The sequence below is a fragment of the Streptomyces sp. NPDC020731 genome (genome assembly GCF_044334705.1).
Classification (GTDB): domain Bacteria; phylum Actinomycetota; class Actinomycetes; order Streptomycetales; family Streptomycetaceae; genus Streptomyces.
On the sequence record NZ_JBIRTN010000005.1, the window covers coordinates 62,823 to 89,563 of the forward strand.

Below are 26,741 nucleotides of genomic sequence, written 5' to 3' on the forward strand. Positions count from 1 at the left end.
CCGTTATGCGTGGACGTGCCCGCGGCGATGGCCGCGCCCGTGCCCGCGGCCGGTGAACACCCGGTACAGCGCCAGCAGAACGACGGATCCGACGATGGCCGCGATCCAGGTGGACAGGTCGAAGAAACCGTCGATCGAGTCGACCCCGAAGATCACCTTGCCGAGGAACCCTCCGAGGAGCCCTCCGGCAATGCCGATGAGCATGGTGATGATGATTCCGCCCGGGTCCTTGCCCGGCATGAGCGCCTTGGCAATGGCTCCGGCGAGCAGGCCGATGACTATCCACGCGATGATGCCCATCTCAGACTCTCCTTGCAGTCGGTTCGTCGTACGTGTGTCCCCGGATCGCTTCTCCTAACTCACTCGTGTGCGGTCGGTATGGGCGACCTCATGGCGGTGCTCTGTCGGTGGGGCAGCGCCGTTCCATGCCGTCGGTGCGACTCGTCCGAATCAAGCCCCGCGCCCCAACCCCCGCTGAAAGAGGGCGTTTTCGCACTGCTACGAGGGGCACACGGGCCGCCGGATCGCTGTCGTGCAAGGGACGGGCGATAAGTTTCGAGGAGACAGGGGATTCATATGCGTAGCAGGGTGATGAAGGCCGGCGCGATCACGGTCGCTGCGGTCATGGGGAGTGTCCTGACGGGGTGTGGGGACGGCAATGAGCCGACGGGCGCGAAGGACGGCGGGTCGCCGAGCGCGAGCAGGAACGACGAGGACCGGGACACGACGGCGGTGCGAGCGGCCTACGACAAGACGGCCGAAGCCGAGTCGGCACGGATGACGGTCAGGATGAAGCTCGCCGCGGAGGGCGAGACGGTCACGTCGGACGGCAAGGGCGTCCTCGATCTGGCCGAGGGCGACAGCGTCATGACCATCACCGCGCAGGGCGAGAGCCTCGAGCAACGCGTGGTCGACGAGGTCCTGTACCAGAAGACCCCGGGCCGGGACGCTCCGGGCGGCAAGCCCTGGGCCAAGATCGACCTGCGGAAGGTCGCCGCCCAGGAGGGCGTGAACAACCAGCGGATCGGTGACCCGGCCCGGACCGCGGCCTATGCCAAGGCGATCACCGACAAGGACGTCACAGAGGTCGGCACCGAGAAGATCGACGGCGTGAACACCACCCATTACCGGGTCTCGGTGGACGTGACCAGGCTGCCGGGCGGTGACCGGATGCGCGAACAGCTCGGCCCGACGCTGCCGATGCAGGTCTGGCTCGACGACGAGGGCCGGCTCCGTCGTCAGCAGATGGACATGACCGTCAGGACCGCGGCTTCCGCCTCCGCGAAGCCGGACACCGGCGCGGCGCCGCAACAGCTCAAGATGAGCACCGTGATGGAGTTCTCGGACTTCGGCACCGAGGTCGACGCCGAGGCCCCGCCGGCCGGGCAGGTGGCCGACATGACGGACAAGGCCCTCCAGCAGAGCTGAGCAGCAGAACCCCGGCCGGCGTCGGCCGCCCCCGTCCTGCGTCCGGCGGCCGGACGACGGACGACGGACGCGGATTTCGGTGCCGTGGACGGTGCCGGTCCTCGGGCCGGCACCGGGGCCGCGGCGGAGCGGGGTGAGGCGCGGTGCCCTTGCCCGCTGTCTGCCGACAGGGCCACCAAAGCCGCTGTTTGCCCCGGTCCTTGGGGGCGGCACCCTGCGCTCATGAGCAGAAGCCAGGTCGCCGCCGCATGCGGCGGAACCGAGTGCTGTGGCTGATCGAGGTGCTCGGCAGGGGGCGCGGGTGCTGCCGTTCGGCCCCGCCCGGGACGTGCTGCACGGCAGACGGCCCGGCCATCCGTTGCACCCCTCGACGGTGCAGGTGCCGACCGGCACCTGGATGTCCGCCGCGGTACTCGACCTGCGGCCCGGCGTCGGGCTGATGGCGGCCGGCCCCGCCGCCTCGGCGGGCGCGGTCGACCGGGTGGAACTCCACCGTCAGCGGACGAGGGCGGGGCTGGTGCACGCCGTGGTCGGCACGACGGCCGTGGGCCTGTACGGTGCCTCGCTCGTGTGCCGCCTCACCGGGCGGGCCGGAGCGGGCCGGGGATCAACATCGTGTCGGCCACCGCCGTCAACATCATCGGCCTCAAGGTGGCCGACAAGGTCAACAAGACGCTGCTGATCGCCGTCACCGGATGCCTGCTGGTCCTGGCCGTGCTCTGCGTCCGCCACGGCTTCGACCACGGTGGGACCGCGGCGGCCGGACACGCGCTCTGGAACAGCACCACCAGCATCTCGGCGATCACCGCGGCCGCGGCCGTCGCCGCCTACGCCTTCCTCGGCTTCGACGCCGTCAGCACCCTCAGCGAGGAGGCACAGGATCCCCGGCGGACCATCCCGCGCGGCATCGTCCTCACCGTGCTGACAGGAGGCGTGATCTCCGTGGCGCTCTCCTTCGTGATGCGGTGGGCCCACCCCGGAGGCACCTTCGCCGACGAGTCCTCGGCCGGCTACGCCGTCTCCACCCTCGTCGGCGGCAAGGGCTTCGCCGACGTGGCGGACACCATCACCATGCTCGGCGGCTTCGCCTCCTGCGTCGCCATCCAGGCCGGCACCAGCCGCCTGATGTTCGTCATGGGCCGTGACAACGTCCTTCCCCGCCCCGTCTTCGGACGCCTGCACGCCAAGCTGCTCACCCCGGTGCCGAACGTCCTCGTCGTGGCCGCGGTCGCGCTGCTGGCGATGAACCTGTCCCTGGCCGACGCCACCTCGTTCATCAACTTCGGCGCGTTCCTCGGCTTCACCCTGGTCAACATCTGCGTCATCGCCCACGCCGTACGGCAATGGCGCTCCGGAAACCGCCCCTCACCGCTCGGCTTCCTGGTCCTCCCCCTGGCCGGCGCGGCCGTCGACGTCTGCCTGATCACCCAGCTCGGCTCCACCACGACCCGACTGGGACTTCTCTGGCTCGCCATCGGCGTCGTCTACCTCGCCGTCATCACCAGGGGCTTTTGCCGTCCCGCACCCGAACTCCGGCCCGACACCCAGGAGTCCGCCATGACCTCGCGCTGAAAGGACGTTCCTCGCACGGCATCCGTGGTCGCGCAGGGCCTCCGGAGTCCCTTCGAGTGTCCGCCACCTGCCCGGCCGGAGAGCCGTCCGGGCAGACGGCCCCGCCGGCCCGGTCCGTCCGCCCCGGGGTTTCCTCATCCGTGCATGCGCCGGTCGATCCTTTCCCGTACCTGGTGCCACAGTCGCGTGTGAAGGCGGGGGTTCATTCCCTCGGCGGCGAACACGGCGTCGGTGAAGCTGTCCGCGTCGGCGGGTGGTGCCTCCTGCAGACGCTGCTGTTCGTGGGGCGGGAGGCAGAAGCCGAGATCGACGCAGAGTTCGTGGAGGAGTTCCCGTATCTCGGCCTTCGGGTCGCGTGGGGTCATGGAACGGCATGGTCGCACGCCCGGTCCGCGTGCCTCCCGGAATATGAGGCGACGCCCGCTGCCCGAGGACCTGTTGCCGGTTCGCGGCAGGTGCTCGGGCCCCGGCCGGCCCTTCCGCCACCGGGCCGCGGGCTTCCCGCGACACCTCTGCGCACCTGTGCCCCGCACAGGGCAGCACGACCGGAGGGCGCCGGAGGACAATGATCGTCGTGACCTCCCTTTCCACCAACCCGCTCTTCACCCGGCTCGCCGGTTCCCAACGGATCCTCGTCGCGGGCGCGGGCGGCGGTTTCGACGTCTACTCCGGCCTGCCGGTGGCCCTCGCCCTCCTGCACCAGGGAAAGGAGGTGCACCTCGCGAACCTCTCCTTCAGCGCGCTCGCCGGTCTTCCTCCCGGCAACTGGGCTGCCGAAGACCTCGCCGTCGTCACTCCTGACTCCGCCCCGCACCAGAGCTACTTCCCGGAGCGGACCCTCGCCCAGTGGCTGCGCCGGAACGGCTACCCGCCCACCGTGTACGCCTTCCCGCAAACCGGCGTCCGCCCGCTGCGCGCCGCTTACCGGGCACTGATCGAACTGCACGGCATCGACGCCGTGGTGCTGGTCGACGGCGGCACCGACATCCTGTTGCGCGGTGACGAAGCAGGCCTCGGCACACCGGAGGAGGACCTGACCAGCGTGGCGGCGCTCGCCGCGCTGGACGGCATACCGACCCGGGTCGTGGTGTCGGTCGGTTTCGGCGTGGACGCCCACCACGGCGTGAACCACGTACAGGTCCTGGAGAACATCGCCGCACTGGAGCGCGACGGCGCGTACCTCGGCGCGTTCTCGATACCGCGCGCCACCCGTGAAGGCGCCCTGTACCTGGACGCGGTGGCACACGCCCAGCACCACACCCCCGAGCACCCCAGCATCGTGAACGGCTCGATCGCGGCGGCCGTGCGCGGCTCGTTCGGCGACGTCCGGTTCACCGACCGCACCCGGGGCAGCGAGCTGTTCGTGAACCCGCTGATGTCCCTGTACTTCGCCTTCGACCTGCCGGGCCTGGCTGCCCGGTGCCTCTACCTGGACCGGATCGAGGACACCCATCTGATGCGTCAGGTCCACTCCCGAATCGCCGAGTTCCGCGAATCCACGGTGACCCGCCCGCCCCGCACCTTCCCCCACTAGCGACCGGACCGGCCGCGCTCCGGGCGACGGCGGTCGGTGTGCGGTCCGGAGCGGAGCTTGCCGGGGCCGAGAACCGCCCGGTCGGGCCGCCGGCCCCGGTCGGCCGTTGGTGGGCGGGGCCGCGCCGGGTGTCGATGCGTGCTAGCGTTGGCTGTTTGCAGCGTCGCTGTGTCGGTGTTCCGTTCGGTGTCCCCGGCCGGCGACCGCGTCCCCGCCGCGCCTTCCTCGGTACGGTCCCCTTCGGAGGAAGGCTTTCTGTGAGCGAATCAGTACGTGGCGATGCCCGGCGGCAGGACCATGCGTCCGAGGCGCCGGGGGCTGCTCCGGCGCTGCCCGCGGCGGCGTCCTTCGCGCAGCTGGGGCTGCCGGCCGAGATTCTGCGGGCGCTGGACGATCACGGTGTGACCGTGCCCTTTCCCATCCAGGCGGCGGCACTGCCGAACGCGCTCGCGGGACGGGACGTCCTGGGCCGGGGCCGCACAGGATCCGGCAAGACGCTCGCCTTCGGCCTGGGGATGCTCGCCCGGACGGCCGGGCAGCGCGCGCAGCCCAAAGAGCCGCTGGCGCTCGTTCTGGTGCCCACCAGGGAGCTGGCGCAACAGGTCGGAGAGGCGCTCACCCCGTACGCCGAGGCGCTGCGGCTGCGGCTCGCGACCGTGGTGGGGGGAGTGTCCATCGGACGGCAGACCGCCGTGCTGCGGGACGGCGCCGAGATCGTCGTCGCCACGCCCGGCCGGCTGCACGACCTCGTCGAGCGCAAGGGCTGCCGACTGGGACGGGTGCGCACCGTGGTCCTGGACGAGGCCGACCAGATGTGTGACATGGGGTTCCTGCCGCAGGTCACCGAGATCCTGGACCAGGTGCGTTCCGACGGGCAGCGGATGCTGTTCTCCGCCACCCTCGACCGCGACGTCGACCAGCTGGTTCAGCGATACCTGCGTGACCCCGCCGTCCACTCCGTGGACCCCTCCTCCAGCGCGGTTTCCGGGATCGAGCACCACGTCTTCGTCGTGCACGGCCCGGACCGGTACGCCGTGACCACGGAGATCGCCGCCCGGGACGGCCGCGTCCTGCTGTTCCTGGACACCAAGCACGGTGTCGACCAGCTCACGCGGCATCTGCGGGCCAGCGGCGTGGCCGCCGCCGCCCTGCACAGCGGGAAGTCCCAGCCGCAGCGCACCCGGACCCTGGCCCAGTTCAAGAACGGGCAGGTCACCTCGCTGGTGGCGACGAACGTCGCCGCACGCGGCCTGCACGTCGACGACCTCGACCTCGTGGTCAACGTCGACCCGGCCACCGACCCGAAGGACTATCTGCACCGCGCGGGCCGCACGGCTCGGGCCGGGCGCTCCGGCACCGTCGTGACACTCGTCCTGTCGGGACAGCGCCGCGAGACGAGCCAGGTCATGGCGGAGGCCCAGGTCGCTCCCAAGGTCATCAAAGTGCGGTCCGGCGAGGCGGAGCTGAGCCGGATCACCGGCGCCAAGGCCCCCTCCGGAGAGCCTCTCGACGGCGGGCCGGCCGTACCGCGTCCCAAGAACCACAACGCCCCGTTCCGCGGCCTGGGCAGTGCCAAGGACGTGAAGAGCGGCTCCGGTGGCAGGCCGTCCCGCAAGAGCAGCGAGGCCCGCAAGCTGGCGGAGGCCCGCAGGGCGGCCCGGGTGCGGCGCGGCGGCTGAGCCCGGCTCCAGCGACAGCGATCCCTGCCCGCGTCCGCCCGTGCACATCAGTCGACCCGCACAGCGGTCCAAGCAGTGATCGTGGCGCCGATGGCCGCCCGCTGGTCACCCGCACGTCCTTCCGCTTCCTCCGGACCCTCTACAACCTCGGTGTCCGGGCCTACCGGAAACTGACCGGCGACGACCTCGCCCCGACGCTGAACTTCGCCACCCGCCTGGGCCGGCTCGGCGTCCCGGCGTGGATCCGCTACGTCCTGGTGCCCGGCTGGACCGACGCCCCGACCGCCGTCGACGGCCTCGGAGGCTTCCTCGCCGGCCTGGGCAACGTCGACCGGGTGGACGTCCTGCCGTTCCACAAACTCGGCGCCCACAAGTACGACGCACTGGCCGAACTGGACGTCAGGGACGTCCCGCACGCCATTCGTCACGCCACGGTCTTCGGCGCGCTCGACGCCGTCCCGGCGGGTACCGCGATGGTGCTGATCGCCCCTCACGACCCGTTGCCGCTGCTCGCGCAGATCGAGCAGCGCGACCCGGGGGTGTTCTCGGCGGAGTACCTGGAACGCGGCCCCGAAGCCTGGCGCCTGCGGCTCAGCCACCGCTGACCGACGCCATCCAACCCCGCGGCGGTACGTGCCCCTCGCTTCAGCCGATGTCCACGCACCGCCACACCCGCAGGCAAGGAAGGACAACACGTCATGGGCGGATCGCACCGTCGGGCCGGCACCCTGCTCGGGACGGTCGGTACGGCCCTGGTGGTCGCCGGGCCGGTCATGCTGTGGCGCGGGCGCAGCGGCAGGAAGGAGATCCGCAGGGAGCTGGCCGCCCAGGAGATCACTTTCCCCGAGCGCGGGCTGCCCGCCGAACTCGCCACCCACACCGGCCGCCGGGTGGAGACCGGCCCCGAGGCGCACGCCTACGCCGAGTTCACCAAGGGCAACCTCGCCAAGGCCACCGGCGGCCGCACCTACGCCGAGATCACGGCGGAGCTGCATGCGACCGGAGGCGAGGACGAGAAGCTCGCCAAGCTGCGCCGGACCGCGTTCATGGGCCAGTCCCTGCGCGCCTCGCTGATGTCCGCCTACCAGGCATGGCACCTCACGACCCTGGTCATGGGCCCGGGCGCCGCACTCACCGGTGTGGGAGCCGCGATGGTGGCCACCGCGGACGCCCTGACCCACCGCTCCTCGAACCACTCCTGACTCCCGTTTCCTCCTGACGGCTGACCGTTCGATCCCGCACCTCTCGTGAAGAGGGACCGTCGGCCCTTCGTGATCACCGACGGCGACCCGTTCCAGCGACTCGGAAGTGTCTGTTCGTCTCCGTCCGACCGTCGTCCCGGGCGGCAAGGAGCACCGTGTGCAGAAAGAGCGACGACCCGGCCGCGGGCGGTGGCCGTCCGCCCAGCACGTCTTGCGGCTGTGGCGCGCAGTGGACCATGACGACGTCGTCGAACTCGATGTCGCGCAGCATGCCCACCACGGGCGTGATGCCGCTGCCGGCCGTCAGGTCGCGCCGGTGGGCCATCGCGCCGTCGTCACGGCTTCCCCCTGCTCTCTGCGAGGCCGTCCGCCCCGCCGGCGCGAGTGCCCGGCCGGTGGACGGACCGCGGTCCGCCCGACCGGCCGGGGCGAGTTTGGCAGGGGGCCGCCCCGGAGGGGTGGATGCGGGCAGCCAGAGCGGTGGCCAGCGCTTGCCATACGTCGGCGGCGAGGCCGACGTACCTGGACTGCGTGGCCTGTCGTGCGAGCTGTTGGAGCGCGGCGACGCCCTCCTCGACCCGGCCCGCGTGGATCGCCAGCCGGCCATCGAGGGCCGACAGCCGTACCCGGTCACGGTAGGGGAGACGCAGGTCCTCCTCGGACAGCACGGTCCGACTGAGCAGGGCGGCGTCCTCCAACCGGCCCTGTGCGAAGGCGAGATGAGCCTGGAGGGCGTGCAGTTCCTGGAACTGCGCAGGCGTGCCGGTCAGATCGAGGACGGAGGCGGCCTCTGTCAGCCACTCCTCCGCGGCGGCCACCCGAGGCGGTGACATCTGCAGGGCCGCAGCGGCGGCGGCGGTCCGCAGCCGGGCCCACGCGGTCAGGTCCTCCCGTCCGCCCTTGAGCAGACCCAGGGCCTTGTTCAGCCGGGCCATGGCGGCCGAGTCGTCGCCCTTGCGGCTGCTGACCACGGCGGCCGTCCACAGGGCCTCGGCTGCCTGTACGGCAGAGGCCCGGGGCAGCAGATCGCGGTCCAACTCGTCGACGTGCTGCGAGGCCGCCTCCCACCGGCCGAGTTCCGTCTCACTGTTGATCAGCTCCAGCAGGGCGGCCAGGGTGTCGGGCACGCACAGGTGCGCGGTGCGGGCGAGGGAGAGCGCCTCCGTCGCCGCCGATTCCGCCGTGTCCAGGTCGCCGATGGCCCGTGTGCAGCGCGCGTAGCGGACGAGCGAGCGGGTGTGGAGGTCGGGGGCGCCCAACGAGCGGCTCAGCGCCAGGAGTTCCAGCAGGCGTGTGCGCTCCAATTGGTGATCGCCGTCGCGATCGGCGGCTTGGCTGAGCAGCCACAGGGCCTGCCAGCGGGCGGCGGGGTCCTCGCCGGGGTCGTCCTCGACCGCGCGGCTGAGCGCCGCGGTGCTGTCCGTCCCGGGCGGCGCCGAGGCCACGGCGGCCAGCACTTTGCTCAGGGACCTGTCGTCCTGCGGGCCGGTCAGGGCCGAAGCGTCGACGCCGAGTCGCTGGGCGAGGTAGGCCACGGTGCGCTCGGTGGGTCGCCGGTCGCCGGACTCCAGACGTGACAGGTGTCCCGTCGACATGCCGTCGCCGACGACGTCGGCCTGGCTCAGGCCGCGTGCGGTCCGGAGTCTCTTGAGCCGACGGCCGAACTGCGGCTGGTCGAGCATCTCCCTCCTCGGGTCAGGTGGCCCGGTCGGCGCGGTATTCGTGGTTCCGCTTGCCCGATCGGGCAGGTGAGTTGTCAGCACTTTAAGGAGCGCGGCAAGGGGCGACAAGCCGTTTGGCGTGGCGGGTAAGCGCATTCCAGTGGGCAGCGTCCCGGGCCGGCGGGATTGTTGGTGAGGGGGGTTCGCGGGGCCCGAATTCGGCCCATTCGCAGAAGAGTTGACGCGTTGCCCAGGTCACCTGGCAAACTCTTGTCTCAACGGTTGTCTCCCCTTAATCTCGAAGGAGGCTTCCCCCAAGCGATCCCCTCTTCGTCTCGTGGAGGTTCTCGTGCTCCCCATGGCCGAACGCGCTTCTCGTCTCGGCAGGGCTTACGTGTCGCCAGCCCGGCCCTTGGGCGGCCCGTCGACGGGACCGCACCCCGGGCTCGAACAGCAGTGATGACAACGTTGCCCAGCAGACCCGGATGACGGTCGCCTCGGCGCCGCTCCCTCCCCTCACCTGACCCGATCCCGGCTCCACGGCCCGCCGCCGGCCGGGAAGGACGCGGAACTCCGGCCCCGGCCACCGACGAGGTGGCGCGTGCCGTCACCGGGCGCTCGTCGACACCCAGGTACGGCGCATCGGTCCGCTCCGCGTCCGTGACACCCTTCCCAGCCCCCCACGTGCAGGAAGAAGGACGGTACGTCCGTGGCCACCACGAGTTTCCCCGACGCCTCGCCCAGCAAGAAGAAGACCGCAGTCACAGCTGTTCCCGCCCGCCGCGACCTGATCGCCGCGCAGGACCACGCGACCCCGGCGGCCACCTGTACGGCCCACCTCTCCCCGCGGGACCTCGCGGTCACGGCCGCGGAACCCGAATTCGCCCGCCAATTCGGCCTGAGTGCCGAAGAGATCTGCGGACGCGGACTCCTCGAACTGCTCCGTTCCCCGACCCCGGGCCATTTGCGGGAACAATGTGCCGCGCTTTCCTCGGGGCGTAGCCGGAGATTCAAGCAGAAGGTGACGGGCCGGGACGGCGACGGCCGTAGTTTCCATGCCGATATCACCGCCATCGCCGTCAGGCAGCCCTCTGGTGAGATGGTGGGTGTCGTCGTCCTCCTGCGCCGGACGGCGGAAGCGGTCACCGGCGGGCCCGTGCTCAGCGCCCTCGACGCGCAGGTGCTGGAGGGTGTGGCGAGTGGCGATTCCACGGTGCAGTTGGCCTCCCGTCTGTATCTGAGCCGCCAGGGCATCGAGTACCGCGTCGGACAGATGCTGCGTCGTTTCGACGTGCCCAACCGGCCCGCCCTCGTGGCGCGGGCACACGCCCTCGGGATGTTCGCCGCGGGGCAGTGGCCCCCGCGTGTCCTCCCGGAATGCGTGCGGTAGTGCGGAACGGGGCCTGCCGGGCCCCGCGCGGCGGCCGTGGCGGAAACACCGCCACGGCCGCCGTCGTAACGGTCCGGCCCCCGCAGTGGCCGGACCGGCCTCACGCTGCCGAGGGCTGCCAGGCTTCCTGGAACCGGCGGCGGGCACGGAAGAGACGGGAACGGACGGTGCCCACGGGCAGGGCGAGCACCTCGGCCATCTCCTCCTCGTTGAGCCCGTAGGCACGCAGGGTGAGGACCTGCCGGTGCGCCTGCGACAGGCGTTCCAGCACGTCGCTGATGTACACCGCGTCCATGGGATTGGTCTCCTGCTGAGCTTCCACCTCGGAGCACCAGCTCTCCGTGCCGTAGCGCTTGGCGGTGCGGACGGCCTCCCGGACCGACACGGAGCGCACCCAGCCGTAGAACGCCGCCGGTTCGCGCAGGGATCCCAGGCCGCGGTAGACGGCGAGCAGTGCCTCCTGCGTGGCGTCGGCGCCGTCGTCATGGGTGATGGACCGGCAGATACGCGCCACAAAGGGCGTGATGGCGGTCAGCAGGTGGTTCATCGCGTGCTCGTCGCCCGACTGGGCCCGGGGGAGCAGCGTGAGGGGGGAGGGGAGTTCGCTGACGGTCTTCATGACGGACAGAGGTTCCTTACGGCCGGGCGGGCGAGGTCGGAAGGGGCGAACGCGCGGACATACTCAGCCGGTGGCGGCCAGGGCGTGCCCGGGCTCGGACGCATCCGTGAACGCCAGGAGTCCGGCGCGCACGTCGTCGCGGAACGCCCTCATGAAGTCAGGGCTGTAGCAGGCGGTGGAGTGCGGGAACTCGATACTGAGCCGGCCCTCGAAGGAGACGACGCAGGCCATGACGGGGCTGCGACCGGCCTGCGGGAAGTAGTGCTCGCGGCCCGGGACCAGCCGTACGTCGACGGCCCGCAGCCCGCCGGGCAGGCGCGGGCCCGGGACCACGCCCATGTTGGTGGCGATCACCGTGGCCAGTTGCAGGGCGGGGTTGCGGCGGATCTCCGGCGTGATGCGCATCTCGTGCACGTGGTCGCCTCGGGAGAGGAAGTCGCTGAGACGGGCGTGCACGGCACGGGCCACCTCCAACGGCTCGGAGCTCGCGGGCACCTGAAGGGTCTGCAGGTGGGTGGTGACCGCGGGGACCGGGGCGGAGGCGGGCAGCGGCGGGGACAGCCGCGAGCGCAGGTCGACGGGGGAGAGACAGCCGAGCGTGCGGGCTCCGTCGTCCCCCGGCAGCCGCCGTCTCGCCGTCACCAGAAGGGTCGCGGAGATCAGAGCGTGCACCGAGACGCCCGAGGCGCGCGCCGTCCGGCGCAGCCGTGAGGTGAGGTCCGCGTCCAGGGTCATCCTGCGGACCTCGATGTGCCCGCCGGCGTCGGTCCCCTCGCCGAGGGCGGCGTCGTAGGGGACCAGTTCGACCGGGTGGCGCCGTATCTCCTCCAGGCGGCCGTCCAGGTACTTCGCCGTGTCGGCGTCGTCGACGGCAGGCAGCAGCCGGCTCACCGGCTCCGGCCAGCGGGGGCCCTCCGGATCGGCGCTCTCGCCGGTGCCCCCCTCGACCAACTGCCGGTAGCGGTCCCACAGGGCGTTGTGCAGCGCGATGCTGCTGTGGCCGTCGGTGATGGTGTGGTCGATCACCAGCACGAAGAGGTGGCGGTCCCCGCCCGGTGCGCTGACCAGGACGGCGCGGCTGAGGGGACCTCCGAGCGGCAGTGGCCTGTTCAGCTCCGCCGCGTAGGCCTCGGCCTCGTCGCCGGTCCGGGTGATCAGCCGGGGCCGCTCGTCGGCATCGAGGACGCGCAACAGGTACCCCGCCCCGTCCTGTCCGATGCGGGAGCGCAGTGGCGGGTTCGCCTCGGCCGTGGCGTCGAACGCGGCCGACAGTGCCGCGACGTCCACCGGTCCACGCAGGGTGCAGGACAGCACGGCCCTGCTTCTCTGGCCCACGTAGAGCGTCTCGACCGGACACAGCGCACGGTGCATGCCGTCAGCCTTCTTTCCGTCGTTCGTTCCGGAAGTCCACGGCCCCGGGACGGGTCTGCCACCGCGGTGGTCCGCGGGGAGGTAGGGGGCTTTTCGAGGGTGCACGGCGGTGCACGGCGGAATCCAGCCCAGAGGCCCCCGGGCGGGGAACTCGCGTGATTTCCCTAGAAGTTGAGCAGCGGTCCGCACTCCCTGGCCCGGCGGATTTCAGGGAAATCCCTGAATCGCCGGCCGGCGGGCCGGTTCGCCTTGACCCGGCCTGTGCGGGTGCCTCAACGTGCTGTGACGTGAAACCGGGGCAGACGGCGTGATCGCCCTGACCCCGGGTGTTGCGGCCTTTGCATCCCCCTGTGGGCCGCGCCCGGTGTGCGGCCGTACGCCGCGCGTGGGCGGCACGGGGGTGGCCGCACCCGTCCGATCCGGCCGGGCCTCGCCGTCCGGGACATCTTCGGTTTGCCACGTGAGGTTTGCGCTATGTCACTCCAGGACGACGCACGTCGACCGCTGTCCGGAGCCCAGGAGGGCCTCTGGTACGCCGGACGGCTCGCACCGGACAGCGCCGCGTACAACACCGCGGAGGCCGTGGAGATCCACGGACCCCTCGACAGCACCCTGTTCGAGACCGCGTTGCGGCGCGTCGTGGCCGAGGCCGACACCTTCGCCCTGCGGTTCGCCGACACCGACGAGGGTCCGCGCTGCCACCCTGCTCCGGACGCGGACGACTGGAGTCTGAACCGGGCCGACGTCAGCGGCGCCGCCGATCCGGAGGCCACCGCATGGGAGTACGTCCGCGCCGACCTCGCGACCCCGGTGGACCCGGAGAAGGGCCCCCTGTTCGCGCACACCCTGCTCACCCTCGCCGAGGACCGGCACCTGTGGCTGCTGAGGGCCCATCACCTGCTCCTGGACGGCTACAGCTACAAGCTCCTCGGGAGCCGCCTGGCCGAGATGTACAACGCGCTGGCCGAGGACCGCGAACCGGAGCCGTGCGCCTTCGCGCCGGTGCGCCGGCTCCAGGAGGAGGAGGCGGTCTACCTCGCCTCCGAGCGCTTTGCCCGCGACCGTGACCACTGGGCGCAGCGTCTGGCCGGCCTGCCCGAACCCGCCCGGCTCACTGCCCGCACGGCGCCGCCCACCGCGCCCTTCCTGCGCCGCACCGCCGAACTGACGCCCGCCGAGACCGATGCCCTGGACACCGCGGCCGCCCGCCTCGGTGTCCGGCGCACCGACCTGCTGACCGCCGCGACCGCCGTCTACCTGCACCGGATGACCGGCGCCCACGACCTGGTGCTGGGCATGGCCACGATGAGCCGGCTGGGCAGCGCCGCCCTGCGCACCCCCGGCACCGCCTCGGACGTCCTGCCGCTGCGCGTGGCCGCCGCCCCCGCGACGAGCGTCGCGGAACTCGCCCGGGCCGTCGCCGGCGAACTGCAGGCCCTGCGCCGCCACCAGCGCTACCGCGGCGAGTTCCTCCGCCGCGACCTGGGCCTGCTGGGCACCGGACGTCGACTGTACGGGCCGGTGCTGAACATCGTCCCGTTCGACGAGTCCCCGGTCTTCGGCGGTCACCCCACCACCTGGCACCACCTGTCCGGCGGAGCCGTCGACGACTTGCAGATCTCGGTGCGTCCCGGACAGCGCGGCGGCGGACTGTGGCTGGCCCTCGACGCCAACCCCGCCCTGTACGGCGAGGACGAACTCGCGTTGCACCGCGACCGGTTCTGCACGCTGCTGCGCCTGCTGGCCGAGGCCGGCCCGGCGACGCCGCTGGGTGATCTGGACATCCTGCTGCCGGGCGAACACCCCCGCGACACACCCGCGCACACGTATCCGGTCGGGCGGACCCTGACGCAACTGTTCGAGGAGCGGGCCGCGGCCGGGCCCGAGCGCACGGCCGTCAGCCACGGGGACGAGCGGCTCACCTACGCCGGTCTCAACGCCGAGGCAAACCGGATCGCCCGGCTGCTGACCGAGCACGGCGCGGGCCCCGGCCGGGTCGTGGCGCTCGCCCTTGAGCGCGGCATCCGGCTGCTGCCCGCCCTGCTGGCCGTCCTGAAGACCGGCGCCGCCTACCTGCCCCTGGACCCGGGTCAGCCGGCCGGGCGGCTGCGGCTGGTCGTCGAGGACGCGGCCCCCGTCGTCCTCGTCACCGAACACGTCCACGCCCCCCTCGCCCAGGACGCCGTCCCCACCCTGCTGCTGGACGACCCCCAGGTGGCCGCAGATCTCGCCCGCCGCTCCGGCACCGACCTGACCGACACCGAACGGCACGGCCCGCTCAGCCCGTCCGACACCGCGTACATCATCCACACCTCCGGCTCCACCGGCCGCCCCAAGGGCGTACCCGTGCCGCACGCCAACGTCGTCCGCCTCTTCGCCGCCGCGGCCGAGCACTTCGACTTCCGGGCCGACGACGTGTGGACGCTGTTCCACTCCTACGCCTTCGACTTCTCCGTGTGGGAGATCTGGGGCGCCCTGCTGCACGGCGGCCGGATCGTCGTCGTGCCCTACGCCGTCAGCCGCTCGCCGCGCGACTTCCTCGACCTGCTGCACCGCGAGGGCGTGACCGTCCTCAACCAGACACCGTCCGCGTTCGAGCAGCTCATCGACGCCGACCTCGAACACGGCCGCGGCAGTGGGGCGTTGCGCTATGTCATCTTCGGCGGGGAGGCCCTGCGCCCGGCGCGGCTGCGCCCCTGGGCCGACCGGCACGGCCTCGACCGACCGGCGCTGGTGAACATGTACGGCATCACCGAGACCACCGTGCACGTCACCCACCACCGCCTCACCGAAGCCGACCTGGACGACCCGCGCCGCGTCAGCGTCATCGGCCGACCGCTCGCCGACCTGCGGGTGTACCTGCTGGACCCCGAGGGACGGCCGGTACCGCCCGGCGCGACAGGGGAGATGTACGTCTCCGGTGCCGGCGTCGCCCCCGGCTACCTCAACCGCCCCGAGCAGACCGCGGAACGTTTCCTCGACGACCCCTACGGCCCGCCCGGCACCCGCATGTACCGCTCGGGCGACCTGGCCCGGCGCCGTCCCGACGGCACCCTCGACTACATCGGCCGCGCCGACGCCCAGATACAGCTGCGCGGCTTCCGCGTCGAGCCCGGCGAGATCGAGGCCGTCCTCACCGCCCACCCGGGCGTCGCCCGCGCCGCCGTCGTGCCCCGCCGCACCGGCAACGGCGCCCTGCACCTCATCGCCTACACCGTCCCCTCCGGTGACACCCCTGCGGACTCCGCCGCCCTGCGCACCCACGCGGCCACGCACCTGCCCGAGCACATGGTCCCGGCCGCCTGCGTCCCCGTGGACGCCCTGCCGCTGACCGCGAACGGCAAACTCGACGTGCAGACCCTGCCCGATCCCGACTTCACCGCCGCCGCTTCCGGCACCCGGCCGGCGACTGCGCACCAGCGCCTGGTGTGCGCCCTGTTCGAGGACGTGCTGGACCTGCCACGCGAGTCCGTGGACGTGGACGCCCGCTTCTTCGACCTGGGCGGCGACTCCCTGCTCGCCACCCGGCTGCTGGCCCGGCTGCGGCAGCGGACCGGTGCGGAGATCCCCATCACCGCCCTGTTCGAGGAGCCGACCCCGGCGGCGCTCGCCGAACGGCTCGCCGCGGGCACGCAGGGCGCCCCGACCCGGCCCGTCCTCGGCGCCGTCGTTCGCCCGCAGCGGGTGCCGCTGTCCTTCGCCCAGGAACGCATGTGGTTCCTGAACCGGCTCGACGAGGGCGCGGCCACCTACCACATCCCGCTCCTGGTTCCCGTCGGATCCGGCCTGGACACCGGGGCGCTCCAGGCCGCGCTCGGGGACCTGGCCGACCGGCACGAGAGCCTGCGCACGGTGATCGCCGAACAGGACGGGACGGCCTCCCAGCGCATCCTGGCGCCCGGAGAGCTGCGCACGGTGCTGCGGCGCGTCGACTGCCCCGCCGCGGAGATCGCCGCCCACGTCCAGGCCGCCTCGCGCCGCCCCTTCGACCTGACCGCGGAAAGCCCCCTGGCGGCCTGGCTGTTGGGCACCGGCAGCGACCGGGTCCTGCTGTTCGTACTGCACCACAGCGCCGCCGATGGCTGGTCGCTCGCCCCCTTCGCCGCCGACCTGTCCGTCGCCTACGCCGCCCGCCGGGCGGGCCGGGCACCGGAGTGGCCCCCGCTGACGGTGCAGTACGCCGACTACGCGCTGTGGCAGCGCGCCCTGCTCGCGCCCGCTCCAGACAGCCCCGGCCGCCTGGAGCGGCTCACCACCCACTGGCGCGGCGCGCTGGACGGTCTGCCCGAGGAGTGCACCCTGCCCGGCGACCGGCCCCGGCCCACCGCACCGCGGGGCGCGGGCGCGCACGTCGAAGTCGCCGTCGACGCCGACCTGCACCGTGCGCTGCTGCGTCTGGCCGACCGCGAGGGCGCCAGCCTGTTCATGGTGCTGCACGCCGCCGTCAGTGCCCTGCTCACCCGCTGCGGCGCCGGCGAGGACATCGTCCTCGGCACCCCCGTCGCCGGTCGCACCGAACCCGGCCTCGACCCCCTGATCGGCCTGATCACCAACACCCTCGTACTGCGCGCCGACACCTCCGGCGACCCCGCCTTCCTCGACCTCCTCGCCCGGCTGCGCACCGCCGACCTGGCCGCCCTGGACCACCAGGACCTGCCCTTCGACCGGCTGGTGGAGGACCTCAACCCGCCCCGCACGCCCGGCCGGCACCCCCTGTTCCAGGTGATGCTGGCCCTGCAGAACAACGCACCCGCCGTCCTCGAACTCGACGGCACCCGCACCCGGTTGCGGCCCACCGCCACCGGCACCGCCAAGTTCGACCTGTTCGTCGACGTCCTTCAGCGCCACGATGCCGCGGGCGCCCCCGACGGCCTGACCCTGCAAGTCGAGTACGCCACCGACCTCTACGACGCCCGGACCGCCGAGGCGTTCGCCCGCGCCCTGCACGACGTCCTGCGCACGGTGAGCACCGACCCCGCCGTCCGCCTCGGGCAGCTGCCCGCGCTTCCCGAGCGCACCGCCGTCCCGGCCACGGTCGACACGGCCGAGCTCGCGGACGCGGCCCGGTCCGTGCCCGGCATCCGCGAGGCCCACGTGCTGCCCGGCCACGGCGACGCCCCCGCCCGCCTGTACGTGGTGGCCGGGCGGTCCGACGCCGCCGAACGCGTCGAGGAGGTCCTGGCCCGCGCGGGCAACGGCACGGTCCGTGTCACGGCGGTGAACGCCCTGCCCCGGACCGAGGACGGCGGCGTCGACAGCGCGGCGCTGCGGGCCCTGCCCGCCGTCGACACGACCGCGGCCAGGACCTGGCGGCAGCGGCTGGCCGAGCTGCCAGGCGTCACAGCCGTCGACGTGGCGGTGGAGAACGCCCCCGAGGAACTGGAACGCCGCCACACCGGCCTGCCCGACCGCCCCGCCCAGGCCGCCCCCACCACCCGCCCCGAGCCGGCCCGCGCCGTCCCCGCCGTCAGCGAGGGCCCCGCCCTGACCGAACCGTCCGTGCCGAGCTGGGCCGAGGCCCTGCGCCGCGCCGCCGCACGCGAGAAGGGCGACATCGTCCACGTCCACGACGACGGCGGCGAGCACCGGCGCACCTACGCATCCCTGATCCCCGAGGCATCCCGCGTCCTGGCCGGGCTGCGCCGGGCCGGCCTGCGCCCGGGCGACCGGGTCATCCTCCAGTGCGACGTCACCGAGGACTTCCTCGCCGTTCTGTGGGGCTGCGTCCTCGGCGGCTTCGTCGCCGTCCCGCTGACCGTCCCCGCCTCCTACGAGAGCCCCTCCGCGGCGCTGACCAAGCTGGAGGGCATCTGGCGGATGCTCGGCCGGCCCTGGATCGTCTGCTCCGCCGGGCGCGAGGCCGGGCTGCGTGCGGTCGCCGCCCGGCAGGACGGGCCCGGGCCGCGCGTCACCACGGCCGACGCCCTGCGCGCCGCGCCCGAGGACCACGACTGGTACCCCGCCCGGTCCGACGACCTGATGCTGATGCTGATGACGTCCGGCAGCACCGGCCTGCCCAAGGCGGTACGGCTCACCCACCGCAACGTGCTGACCCGCTCGGCGGCCACCGAGCAGCTCAACGGCCTCGGCGCCGACGACGTCTCCCTGAACTGGATCCCGCTCGACCACGTCACCGGCGTCGTCATGTTCCACCTGCGCGACGTGTACCTGGGCTGCCGCCAGATCCACGCCCCCACCCCCTGGATCCTGCAGGACCCGCTGCGCTGGATGGACCTCGCCGACCGGCATAGGGTCACCGTCACCTGGGCGCCCAACTTCGCCTTCGGGCTCCTGGCCGAACAGTCCCACCGCTTCACCGGCCGTGACTGGGACCTGTCGCCGATGCGGCTGGTGATGAACGCAGGCGAGGTCGTCGTCGCGTCCGCGGCCCGGGGCTTCCTGCACGCGCTGAGGCCCTTCGGCCTGCCGCAGGACGTGATGCACCCCGGCTGGGGCATGTCCGAGACCTGCTCGGTGGTCACCGACGCCGTCCTGCCCGCCGAACCGGTCCCGGGCGAGGGCACGTTCGTGAGCTGCGGCCGCCCCTACCCGGGCTTCGCCATGCGGGTCGTCGACGAACAGGGCGCTGTCCTGCCCGAGGGCGAGGCGGGCCGCTTCCAGGTCCGCGGCACCTCGGTGACCGGCGGCTACCACGACAATCCGGCCGCCACCGCGGAGGCGTTCACCGACGACGGCTGGTTCGACACCGGCGACCTGGCGTTCCTGCGTGACGGAGAGCTCTACATCACCGGCCGCGCCAAGGACGTCATCATCGTCAACGGCGTCAACCACTACAGCCACGAGATCGAAGCCTGCGTGGAGGAACTCCCTTACGCGGAGCGGAGCTTCACCGCCGCGGTCGCGGTACGCACCGACCCCGCCTCGCCCACCGACGAACTCGCCCTGTTCCTGCACCTCACCCCCGAGGCCGGCGCCGACCCGGCCCGCGCCCTGCGTGAGATCGCCGGCAAGGTCACCCGGGAGATCGGCATCAGCCCGGCCTTCCTCATCCCGGTGGCGCGGGACGCCGTCCCCAAGACGGAGATCGGCAAGATCCAGCGCACCAAGCTGCGCAAGAGCTTCGAGGCGGGCGACTTCGACGACGAGGTGCGCCGCACCCAGGTGCTGCTGGGCACCGCGGCCACCGTCCCCGACTGGTTCCTGCGCCCGGTGTGGCAGCGGACGCAGCGCCCCGACGCCCCCGCCGTGGCGCCGGGCCGGCACACCCTCGTCCTGGCGGGCGGCGACCCTCGGGTCGGCGCACTCGCCAAGCGGCTCGCCGACGCGCTGCGCTCGGCGGGCGGCCTGTGCACGGTGGTCGAGGAGGCGGCCGCGTACGAGCGGGTGGACGCCGCCCACTACCGGGTCCGGCCCTTGGAGACCGACGACTACGCCGCATTGCTGGGCCGGTTGGCGGACGACGAGCGGCCCGTCGACGCCGTCCTGTACCTCGACGGGCTCCGCGGCACGGGAGAGCCGCCGGTGGCGCCGGACGACACGACGGGCGTGGAGCGGCTGCTGGCGGTTGCCCGGGCCCTCGCCGGCCGGCCCGGCCCGCAGCGTCCCGTGGACCTGGTGTACGTCTCGGCGGGCGCCCAGGCCGTGCGCCCCGGTGACCGGCCCTCACCGGCGCACGCCATGGCCGCGGCCCTGCTGAAGTCGCTGGCCGAGGAGTCCGCCGCGCTGCGGGCCCGCCACCTCGACCTGCCCGCCGACGACACCGCGGACCCGTTGACCGTCCTCGCGGCCGAAGCGGCGCACACCGACGACGGCGCGGACGTCGCCCACCGCGACGGACACCGCTACGTACGCCGCCTCGCCCCCCTGCCCGAAACCCCCGCCCGCGCCGAACCCCCCGCGCACGGTGGCTTCACCCTGATCACCGGCGGCCTCGGTGGTGTCGGGGCCGAGATCGCCGCCCACCTGCTGCGTACCCCCGGCACCCGGCTGCTCGTCCTCGGCCGCACCCCCGAAGACGAGGCCCGCGCCCTGCCGGGGCTGCGTGAGCGGGGAGAGGTCCGCTACGCCCGCGCCGACGTCACCGACGAACACCAGGTGCGGGCCGCCGTCGAGGCCGCCGCCGAGACCTGGGGCGTGCCCTTGACGTCAGTGCTGCATCTGGCGGGCACGCTCGTGGAACGCCCCGTGGGCGACCTGGACACCACCACCTGGCGCCGGGCGCTGGAGGCGAAGGTGCGCGGCGCGTGGACGCTGCACCGGCTCACCGCCGACCACCCGCACGTCTCGTTCGTCACCTTCTCCACGGTCAACGGCTTCTTCGGCGGCGCCATGAACGCCGCCTACGCCGCCGCCAACGCCTACCTGGACGCCCTCGCCGAGTACCGCCGCAGCCTCGACCTGCCCGCGCAGTCGCTGGCCTGGAGCATGTGGCGCAACCGCGGCCTGAGCCGCGGCTACGGTCTCACCGCCCTCACCGAGGCCCGGGGCTACCGGCTGCTCGACCCGCCCGCCGCGCTGCGCTCGTTCGACTTCGCCCGCACCCTGGACGAACCGCACCTGCTGATCGGCGCCGACCGCACCGCCCCCTGGGTGGGCAGCCACGTCGTGGCACCCGTGCGCCAGACCCGGCGTCTGGCCGCCCGCGTCGGCCTGGAGGACGGCACCGACCTGGGAGCCCTGTACCGCGCCGCGGCAGCCGGCGCCCAGGCGGCCGGCCTGTCCGACGACGCGTGGAGGCTTGCCTCGGCGGGCACCGGCGCCCGCCCGAACGAGCCCGGGACGGAAGAAGACCTGCGGCGCCTGGAGGGCCGGCTCGCCCAGGTGTGGCGCGAGGTCCTGGACCGCGACCGGGTGGGCCTGGACGACAACTTCTTCGACCTGGGCGGCAACTCGCTGCTCCTGGTCACCGCGCAGAGCGCCGTCAACCGCGCCATCGGCAGCGAGCTGTCCGTCGTCGACCTCTTCGCGCACCCCACAGTCCGGGACCTGGCCCGCCACCTGTCGGCCACCAGTGCGGGCCCGGTGGCCGACGTCGAGGCGGCCTCCCGGCCGGAGAGCGGCGACGGCCTGGACCGCGCCAGGGAACAGGCCCGCCGGCAACGCGCGGCCCGCGCCCGCCGCTCCGCCCGCCAGGGCAAGGACCGCGGCCATGTCTGAGCGGACCGACCGCACTGCGCACACCACCGAACCGGGAGAGGACGAGGCACAGGCCGTGCACAACACCACCGCACCCCACGACCACGACCTGCCCGCCGTCGCCGTCATCGGCCTGGCGGGCCGCTTCCCCGGCGCCGGCGATCTCGACGCCTTCTGGGACAACCTCGCGGCCGGCCGGGAGTCCGTACGGCCCGTCACCGACGAGGAGTTCCTCGCCGCCGGCGGCGACCCGCGAGACCTCGACGACCCGGCCCTGATCCGCATGGCGTCGGTGGTCGAGGGCATCGACCGCTTCGACTCCGGCTTCTTCGGCTACAGCCCCGCCGAGGCCGCCGTCGTCGACCCCCAGCAGCGGCTGCTGCTGGAGACGGCCTACCACGCCCTGGAGGACGCCGGCTGCCTCGGCGGCGACCGTGCGGGGGAGGCGTTCGGCGTGTACGCGGGGGCCGGCGACAGCCGCTACTACCCCGCCCACGTCCACCCCCGCTACGCCGGACAGCCCGGCTCGGTGGCGCTCGTCCACGCCGCCACCGCCAACTCCCTCGGCACGCTCGCCACCCGAGTCTCCTACGAACTGGGCCTCACCGGGCCCAGCGTGTCCCTGCAGACCGCCTGCTCCACCGCGCTGGTCGCCGTGCACACCGCCTGCCAGGACCTGCTCGACCACCGCTGCGACACCGCGCTCGCCGCCGCCGTCTCCCTCAACCCCTCCGCAGTACTGGGCTACCGCCACGTACCCGACGGGCCCTTCTCGCCCGACGGGCACTGCCGCGCCTTCGCCGCGGACGCCGCCGGCACCTCCTCCGGCGACGGTGTGGGCGCCGTCGTACTCAAGCGGCTCGAGGACGCCCTCGCCGACGGCGACCGCATCCGCGCCGTCATCCGCGGCAGCGCCGTCAACAACGACGGACGGCGCAAGGTGGGCTTCAGCGCGCCCAGCGCCGCCGGACAGACCGAGGTCATCCTCGCCGCGCAGGCCCAGGCCGAGGTCGACGCCGCCACCATCGGCCTGATCGAGGCGCACGGCACCGCCACCAAACTCGGCGACCCCATCGAGGTGTCCGCCCTGACGGAAGCCTTCCGGCACAGCACGGACCGCACCGGGTTCTGCGCGCTCGGCTCGGTCAAGACCAACATCGGCCACCTCGGAGCCGCCGCCGGCATCGCCGGACTCATCAAGGCGGTCCTGGCCCTGGAGCACCGGCAGATCCCGCCGAGCCTGCACTTCGACCGGCCCAACCCGCTCATCGACTTCGACGCGAGCCCCTTCCGCGTGCCGACCGCGCTGGAGGAGTGGCCCGAGGGCGACCACCCCCGCCGGGCGGCCGTCAGCGCCTTCGGTATCGGCGGCACCAACGCCCACGTCGTCCTGGAGGAAGCCCCCCGCACGCCCCCCGCCCCGCCCCGCCCGCCCCACGACGGCCGCCGCCTGGTGCTGCCCCTGTCGGCGCGCACCGCCGGCGCCCTGCGCGGCCAGGCCACCGCACTCGCCCGGCACCTCGAACGCCGGCCCGACCTGCGCCTGGACGACGTGGCCCACTCCCTGCGCACCGACCGGCCCGCACTGCGCCACCGGCTCACCGTCACGGCGGCCACCCGCGAGGAGGCCCTGGACGCACTGCGCTCCGCGACCCCGGCCATCCCTCCGCTCGCCGACGACCCGGCCCGCGTGGCGTTCCTGCTGCCCGGCGGCGGCACCCAGTACCCGGGCATGGGCAAGGAGCTGTACCGCGACCAGGCCGTCTACCGCGACACCGTCGACGAGTGCGCCCGCATCCTGCGGCCCGTCCTCGACGCCGACCTGCGCACCGCCCTCTTCGAGGAGCAACGGCCCGACGACACCTCCGCCTTCCTCGGGCTCGTCGTCACCGAGTACGCCCTGGCCCGTACGCTCATCGAGTCGGGCGTGCGCCCCGACGCGCTGATCGGCCACTCGCTCGGCGAGTACACGGCCGCCTGCCTGGCCGGCGTCATCGACCTCGCCGACATGCTGCCCCTGGTCACCGAACGCATCCGGCTCATCAGCTCCGCCGGCGGAGCCACCGTCGGCGTCGCCGCTCCGGCCGAACGGATCCGGCCGCTGCTCGACGCCGACCTGTCCCTCGCCGCTGTCAATGGCCCCACCGCCTGCACGGTCGCCGGACACCTCGGCGCCGTCACCCGCTTCGAGGCCGGACTCACCCGGCGCGGCATCCCGTTCCGCCGCCTGCGCATCCCCGTCGCGGCCCACTCGCAGGTCCTGGACCCGATCCTGCCGGCCTACGAGACCCGACTGCGCCAGGTCACCCTGCGCCCGCCGCGCATCCCGTACGTCACCAACGTCACCGGCACCTGGGTCACCGACGCCCAGGCCACCTCCGTCCAGCACTGGCTCGCCCACACCCGCGACACCGTGCGGTTCGCCGACGGCATCACCGCCCTGTGGGACCGGCTGCACCCCGTCCTCGTGGAGATCGGGCCGGGCGACACCCTGAGCAAGCTCGCCGCCGGCCGCCTCACCGACCGGACACCGGTGACGGTGGCCACCATGCGCCACGCCAAGGCCGAGGCGTCCGACGGTTTCGTCCTCGCCGAAGCGCTGGGACGGCTGTGGAGCGCGGGCGTGGACCGCGCGCTGCCCCCGGTGCCGGGCGCGCCCCGGCGGGTGCCGCTGCCCCCATACGCCTTCGAGCGCCACCGTCACTGGATCGACGCGCCCGGCGCCCGGACGGAGCCCGCCCCCTCCGACGGCACCACGACAGCGGCAGGCCCCGGCCTCGCCCCCCGGCCCCGGCTGACGACCGAACACGTACCGCCCCGCGACGACCGCGAACGGGAGGTCACCCGGCTCTGGGAGGAGACCCTCGGCATCGGCGGCATCGGGGTGCACGACAACTTCTTCGACCTCGGTGGCGACTCGATGCGCGCCGTGCTGCTGGCGGGACGGCTGCGCCAGACCGGCGTCCTCCACGTCCCGGCGGCGACCCTGCTGGCCGCGCCCACCGTGGCCGGAGTCCTCGCCGCGGCCGGCCGGCCGGACGGGCCGGCCCCGGAGATCACCTCTTCCGCGCTCGGCCCGCTGCTGCCGCTGCGTGCCGAGGGCAGCGCCGCCCCCCTGTTCTGCGTCCACCCCGGCGCGGGCGTCGCCTGGCGCTACACGGGTCTGCTGCCCCACCTCGGCGGCGACCAGCCCGTCTACGGCATCCAGGCCGCCGGCCTCGACGGCACCCGGCCGCCCGCCCCGGACGCCGCCGCCATGGTCGCCCACTACCTCGACCAGGTACGCCGGGTGCAACCCCGCGGCCCCTACCGGCTGCTCGGCTGGTCCTACGGCGGATTCGTCGCCCACGCCATGGCCTGCGCTCTGCAACGCGACGGCGAGCAGGTCGAACTCCTCGCCATGCTCGACGCGCCCCAGCCGCACGGCACGGCACACGACGCCGACGCCACAGAACGTCAGGTCGCCGCCCTGCTGTCCAGGGTGGCCGGCCTCCCCGTCGACGCACAGGCCTCCGTGGAGGCGGTCCTGGACCAGATCGACGCCCGCGTCGCGGCCGACCCGGCGAGCGTCCCCGTCAGCGGCGCCGAGGCCGCCGCCATCGCCGCCGTCATGCGCAACAACCTGCGCATCGCGCCCCAATTCACCCCTGGCACCTACCGCGGTGACGTGCTGTTCTTCAGCGCCGCCGAGGAGCAGCACACCGAACACCCGGCGGATTTGGCGGTGCTGCCCGGCAAGGCCGACAGCTGGCGGCCGCACGTCGACGGAACCCTCCACGACCACCGCGTGCCCTGTGGCCACTACGAGATGACCGAACCCGAACCCATCGCCCGCATCGGCGAAACGGTGACGAAGGCACTGCGCGCCCTCGGCGACCGCGCCTGTACACCCCTTCCCCGTGAGACCCGCGACGAGGAGAACCAGCGTGCAAGCGACCCAGGACCTCTACGAACTCGGTGACGCCCCCGAGATGGGCACCGCCCCGAAGAAGATGTACGCCTCGCTCATCCGCCGTGAGCGCTACGGACAGCCCGTCGACGCCTTCCGTACCGAGGTGGTCGACGTGCCGCCCGTGGGGCGCGGCCAGGTCCTGGTGAAGGTGATGGCGGCCGGCATCAACTACAACAACGTCTGGGCGGCGCTCGGTTCGCCGCTCGACGTGATCGCCGCACGGCAGAAGGCGGGCGCCACCGAGGACTTCCACATCGGCGGCTCCGACCTGTCCGGGATCGTGTGGGCGGTCGGCGAGGACGTACGCGGGGTGGAGCTCGGCGACGAGGTCGTCGTCCTCGCCAACCGCTGGGACGAGAAGGCCGAGGACATCCGTCTCGGCGGCGACCCCACGTGGTCCGCCACCCAGCGGGTGTGGGGCTACGAGGAGAACTACGGCTCGTTCGCCCAGTTCGCCGTCGTCGACGACTACATGTGCCACCCCAAGCCCGCACGGCTGCCCTGGGCGGAGGCCGCCTGCTACATGGCGACCGCCGCCACCGCCTACCGCCAGCTCTTCGGCTGGCCGCCGCACACGGTCCGCCCCGGCGACCCGGTACTGATCTGGGGTGGCGCGGGCGGACTGGGCTGCATCGCCATCCAGCTCGTCCGGCACGTCGGCGGCATCCCCGTCGCGGTCGTCTCCAGCGAGGAACGGGGCGAGTTCTGCCTCAGGCTGGGCGCCGAGGGCTTCATCGACCGGCGGAGGTTCGACCACTGGGGGAGGCTCCCGGACACCTCCGACGAAGCGGCGATGGCACGCTGGCTGTCGGGAGCCAGAGCCTTCGGACGGGCCTTCTGGGAGGTGCTGGGCGAGCGCCGCAGCCCGCGCATCGTGCTGGAACACTCCGGCGCCGACACCATCCCCACCTCCCTGTACCTGTGCGACAACGGCGGCATGGTCGTGTTGTGCGGCGGCACCACCGGCTACAACGGCGACGTCGACCTGCGGTTCCTGTGGATGCGGCAGAAGCGGCTGCAGGGCTCGCACGTCGCCACGGCACGAGAAGCACGTGAGGTCACCCGGCTGATCGACCAGGGGATCATCGATCCGTGCCTGTCCCAGACCTTCGACTTCGACGAGATCGGCCTCGCCCACCAGCTCATCCACGACAACCGGCACCCGGCGGGCAACATGGCGGCCCGGGTGGGCGACCTGGGGTGATTCGCCCGCGGCCCGAGGGGTACCTGCGACGGG

The 26,741-nt window shown here is 73.2% G+C and carries 14 protein-coding genes and 2 pseudogenes; 10 read left to right on the top strand and 6 right to left on the bottom strand.

Going from position 1 to position 26,741, the window contains the following annotated elements; all coding sequences use genetic code 11:
* Positions 1 to 3 precede the first annotated feature (3 nt).
* Entirely contained in the window at positions 4 to 300 is a 297-nt protein-coding gene (locus ACH4VX_RS09150; protein WP_398366725.1) for a GlsB/YeaQ/YmgE family stress response membrane protein, read from the bottom strand.
* Between the two features lie 276 nt (positions 301 to 576).
* On the opposite strand from ACH4VX_RS09150, the gene ACH4VX_RS09155 reads away from it, so the two are divergent.
* A complete protein-coding gene (locus ACH4VX_RS09155; RefSeq protein ID WP_398366726.1) occupies positions 577 to 1,428 on the top strand; it encodes a hypothetical protein in 852 nt (283 codons plus the stop codon).
* A 615-nt stretch (positions 1,429 to 2,043) separates the two neighbouring features.
* Positions 2,044 to 3,000 carry an APC family permease gene (locus ACH4VX_RS09160; protein ID WP_398366727.1) on the top strand — a complete coding sequence of 319 codons (957 nt, stop codon included), beginning with the start codon at positions 2,044 to 2,046 and terminating at the stop codon, positions 2,998 to 3,000.
* A 134-nt stretch (positions 3,001 to 3,134) separates the two neighbouring features.
* On the opposite strand, the gene ACH4VX_RS09165 is transcribed toward ACH4VX_RS09160, so the two are convergent.
* A complete protein-coding gene (locus ACH4VX_RS09165) occupies positions 3,135 to 3,365 on the bottom strand; it encodes a hypothetical protein (RefSeq protein WP_398366728.1) in 231 nt (76 codons plus the stop codon).
* A gap of 200 nt (positions 3,366 to 3,565) precedes the next feature.
* Between ACH4VX_RS09165 and ACH4VX_RS09170 the strand changes: the two genes are divergently transcribed.
* The 4 genes and pseudogenes from ACH4VX_RS09170 (at position 3,566) to ACH4VX_RS09185 (ending at position 7,415) form a co-directional block, all read left to right on the top strand.
* Positions 3,566 to 4,534 carry a DUF1152 domain-containing protein gene (locus tag ACH4VX_RS09170; protein ID WP_398366729.1) on the top strand — a complete coding sequence of 323 codons (969 nt, stop codon included), beginning with the start codon at positions 3,566 to 3,568 and terminating at the stop codon, positions 4,532 to 4,534.
* A 257-nt stretch (positions 4,535 to 4,791) separates the two neighbouring features.
* Positions 4,792 to 6,213 (top strand): DEAD/DEAH box helicase, encoded by a 1,422-nt coding sequence (locus ACH4VX_RS09175; RefSeq protein WP_398366730.1) that lies wholly within the window; start codon positions 4,792 to 4,794, stop codon positions 6,211 to 6,213.
* A gap of 152 nt (positions 6,214 to 6,365) precedes the next feature.
* Positions 6,366 to 6,818 (top strand): annotated as a pseudogene (locus ACH4VX_RS09180) (DUF2249 domain-containing protein); the annotation flags it as partial.
* A gap of 93 nt (positions 6,819 to 6,911) precedes the next feature.
* Positions 6,912 to 7,415, top strand: a complete 504-nt coding sequence (locus ACH4VX_RS09185; protein WP_398366731.1) for a hypothetical protein — start codon at positions 6,912 to 6,914, stop codon at positions 7,413 to 7,415.
* Between the two features lie 202 nt (positions 7,416 to 7,617).
* Here the strand turns inward: ACH4VX_RS09185 and ACH4VX_RS09190 are convergent.
* A pseudogene (locus ACH4VX_RS09190) lies at positions 7,618 to 7,722 on the bottom strand (ferredoxin reductase); the annotation flags it as partial.
* A 28-nt stretch (positions 7,723 to 7,750) separates the two neighbouring features.
* Complete coding sequence (locus tag ACH4VX_RS09195) at positions 7,751 to 9,097, bottom strand: helix-turn-helix domain-containing protein (protein ID WP_398366732.1); 1,347 nt, start codon at positions 9,095 to 9,097, stop codon at positions 7,751 to 7,753.
* A 688-nt stretch (positions 9,098 to 9,785) separates the two neighbouring features.
* On the opposite strand from ACH4VX_RS09195, the gene ACH4VX_RS09200 reads away from it, so the two are divergent.
* Complete coding sequence (locus tag ACH4VX_RS09200; RefSeq protein ID WP_398366733.1) at positions 9,786 to 10,466, top strand: PAS domain-containing protein; 681 nt, start codon at positions 9,786 to 9,788, stop codon at positions 10,464 to 10,466.
* A gap of 100 nt (positions 10,467 to 10,566) precedes the next feature.
* Here the strand turns inward: ACH4VX_RS09200 and ACH4VX_RS09205 are convergent, their stop codons facing one another.
* The gene (locus ACH4VX_RS09205) at positions 10,567 to 11,085 is read right to left on the bottom strand and encodes an RNA polymerase sigma factor (protein ID WP_398366734.1); all 519 of its coding nucleotides are present in this window, start codon (positions 11,083 to 11,085) and stop codon (positions 10,567 to 10,569) included.
* A gap of 63 nt (positions 11,086 to 11,148) precedes the next feature.
* On the bottom strand, positions 11,149 to 12,456 hold the full coding sequence (locus tag ACH4VX_RS09210) for a condensation domain-containing protein (RefSeq protein ID WP_398366735.1): 1,308 nt from the start codon (positions 12,454 to 12,456) through the stop codon (positions 11,149 to 11,151).
* A gap of 474 nt (positions 12,457 to 12,930) precedes the next feature.
* Here ACH4VX_RS09210 and ACH4VX_RS09215 point away from each other — a divergent pair, with 474 nt between their 5' ends.
* From ACH4VX_RS09215 to ccrA, 3 genes are read left to right on the top strand one after another with little or no spacing between them, the layout of a single operon-like run.
* Complete coding sequence (locus tag ACH4VX_RS09215; RefSeq protein WP_398366736.1) at positions 12,931 to 21,573, top strand: amino acid adenylation domain-containing protein; 8,643 nt, start codon at positions 12,931 to 12,933, stop codon at positions 21,571 to 21,573.
* Positions 21,566 to 25,513: a type I polyketide synthase gene (locus ACH4VX_RS09220; protein ID WP_398366737.1), complete on the top strand. Its 3,948-nt coding sequence runs from the start codon at positions 21,566 to 21,568 to the stop codon at positions 25,511 to 25,513. Before ACH4VX_RS09215 ends, ACH4VX_RS09220 begins: the two co-directional genes overlap by 8 nt.
* Complete coding sequence (gene ccrA / locus ACH4VX_RS09225; RefSeq protein ID WP_398366738.1) at positions 25,479 to 26,708, top strand: crotonyl-CoA carboxylase/reductase; 1,230 nt, start codon at positions 25,479 to 25,481, stop codon at positions 26,706 to 26,708. The genes ACH4VX_RS09220 and ccrA overlap by 35 nt, the downstream gene beginning before the upstream one ends.
* Positions 26,709 to 26,741 lie beyond the last annotated feature (33 nt).

Excerpts from the sequence above, each read along its gene's own strand:
- ACH4VX_RS09215 (WP_398366736.1), top strand. The coding sequence starts at position 12,931 with ATGTCACTCCAGGACGACGCACGTCGACCGCTGTCCGGAGCCCAGGAG.
- ACH4VX_RS09205 (WP_398366734.1), bottom strand. The coding sequence starts at position 11,085 with ATGAAGACCGTCAGCGAACTCCCCTCCCCCCTCACGCTGCTCCCCCGG.
- ACH4VX_RS09195 (WP_398366732.1), bottom strand. The coding sequence starts at position 9,097 with ATGCTCGACCAGCCGCAGTTCGGCCGTCGGCTCAAGAGACTCCGGACC.
- ACH4VX_RS09220 (WP_398366737.1), top strand. The coding sequence starts at position 21,566 with ATGTCTGAGCGGACCGACCGCACTGCGCACACCACCGAACCGGGAGAG.
- ACH4VX_RS09210 (WP_398366735.1), bottom strand. The coding sequence starts at position 12,456 with ATGCACCGTGCGCTGTGTCCGGTCGAGACGCTCTACGTGGGCCAGAGA.
- ACH4VX_RS09170 (WP_398366729.1), top strand. The coding sequence starts at position 3,566 with ATGATCGTCGTGACCTCCCTTTCCACCAACCCGCTCTTCACCCGGCTC.
- ACH4VX_RS09155 (WP_398366726.1), top strand. The coding sequence starts at position 577 with ATGCGTAGCAGGGTGATGAAGGCCGGCGCGATCACGGTCGCTGCGGTC.
- ACH4VX_RS09150 (WP_398366725.1), bottom strand. The coding sequence starts at position 300 with ATGGGCATCATCGCGTGGATAGTCATCGGCCTGCTCGCCGGAGCCATT.
- ACH4VX_RS09165 (WP_398366728.1), bottom strand. The coding sequence starts at position 3,365 with ATGACCCCACGCGACCCGAAGGCCGAGATACGGGAACTCCTCCACGAA.
- ACH4VX_RS09185 (WP_398366731.1), top strand. The coding sequence starts at position 6,912 with ATGGGCGGATCGCACCGTCGGGCCGGCACCCTGCTCGGGACGGTCGGT.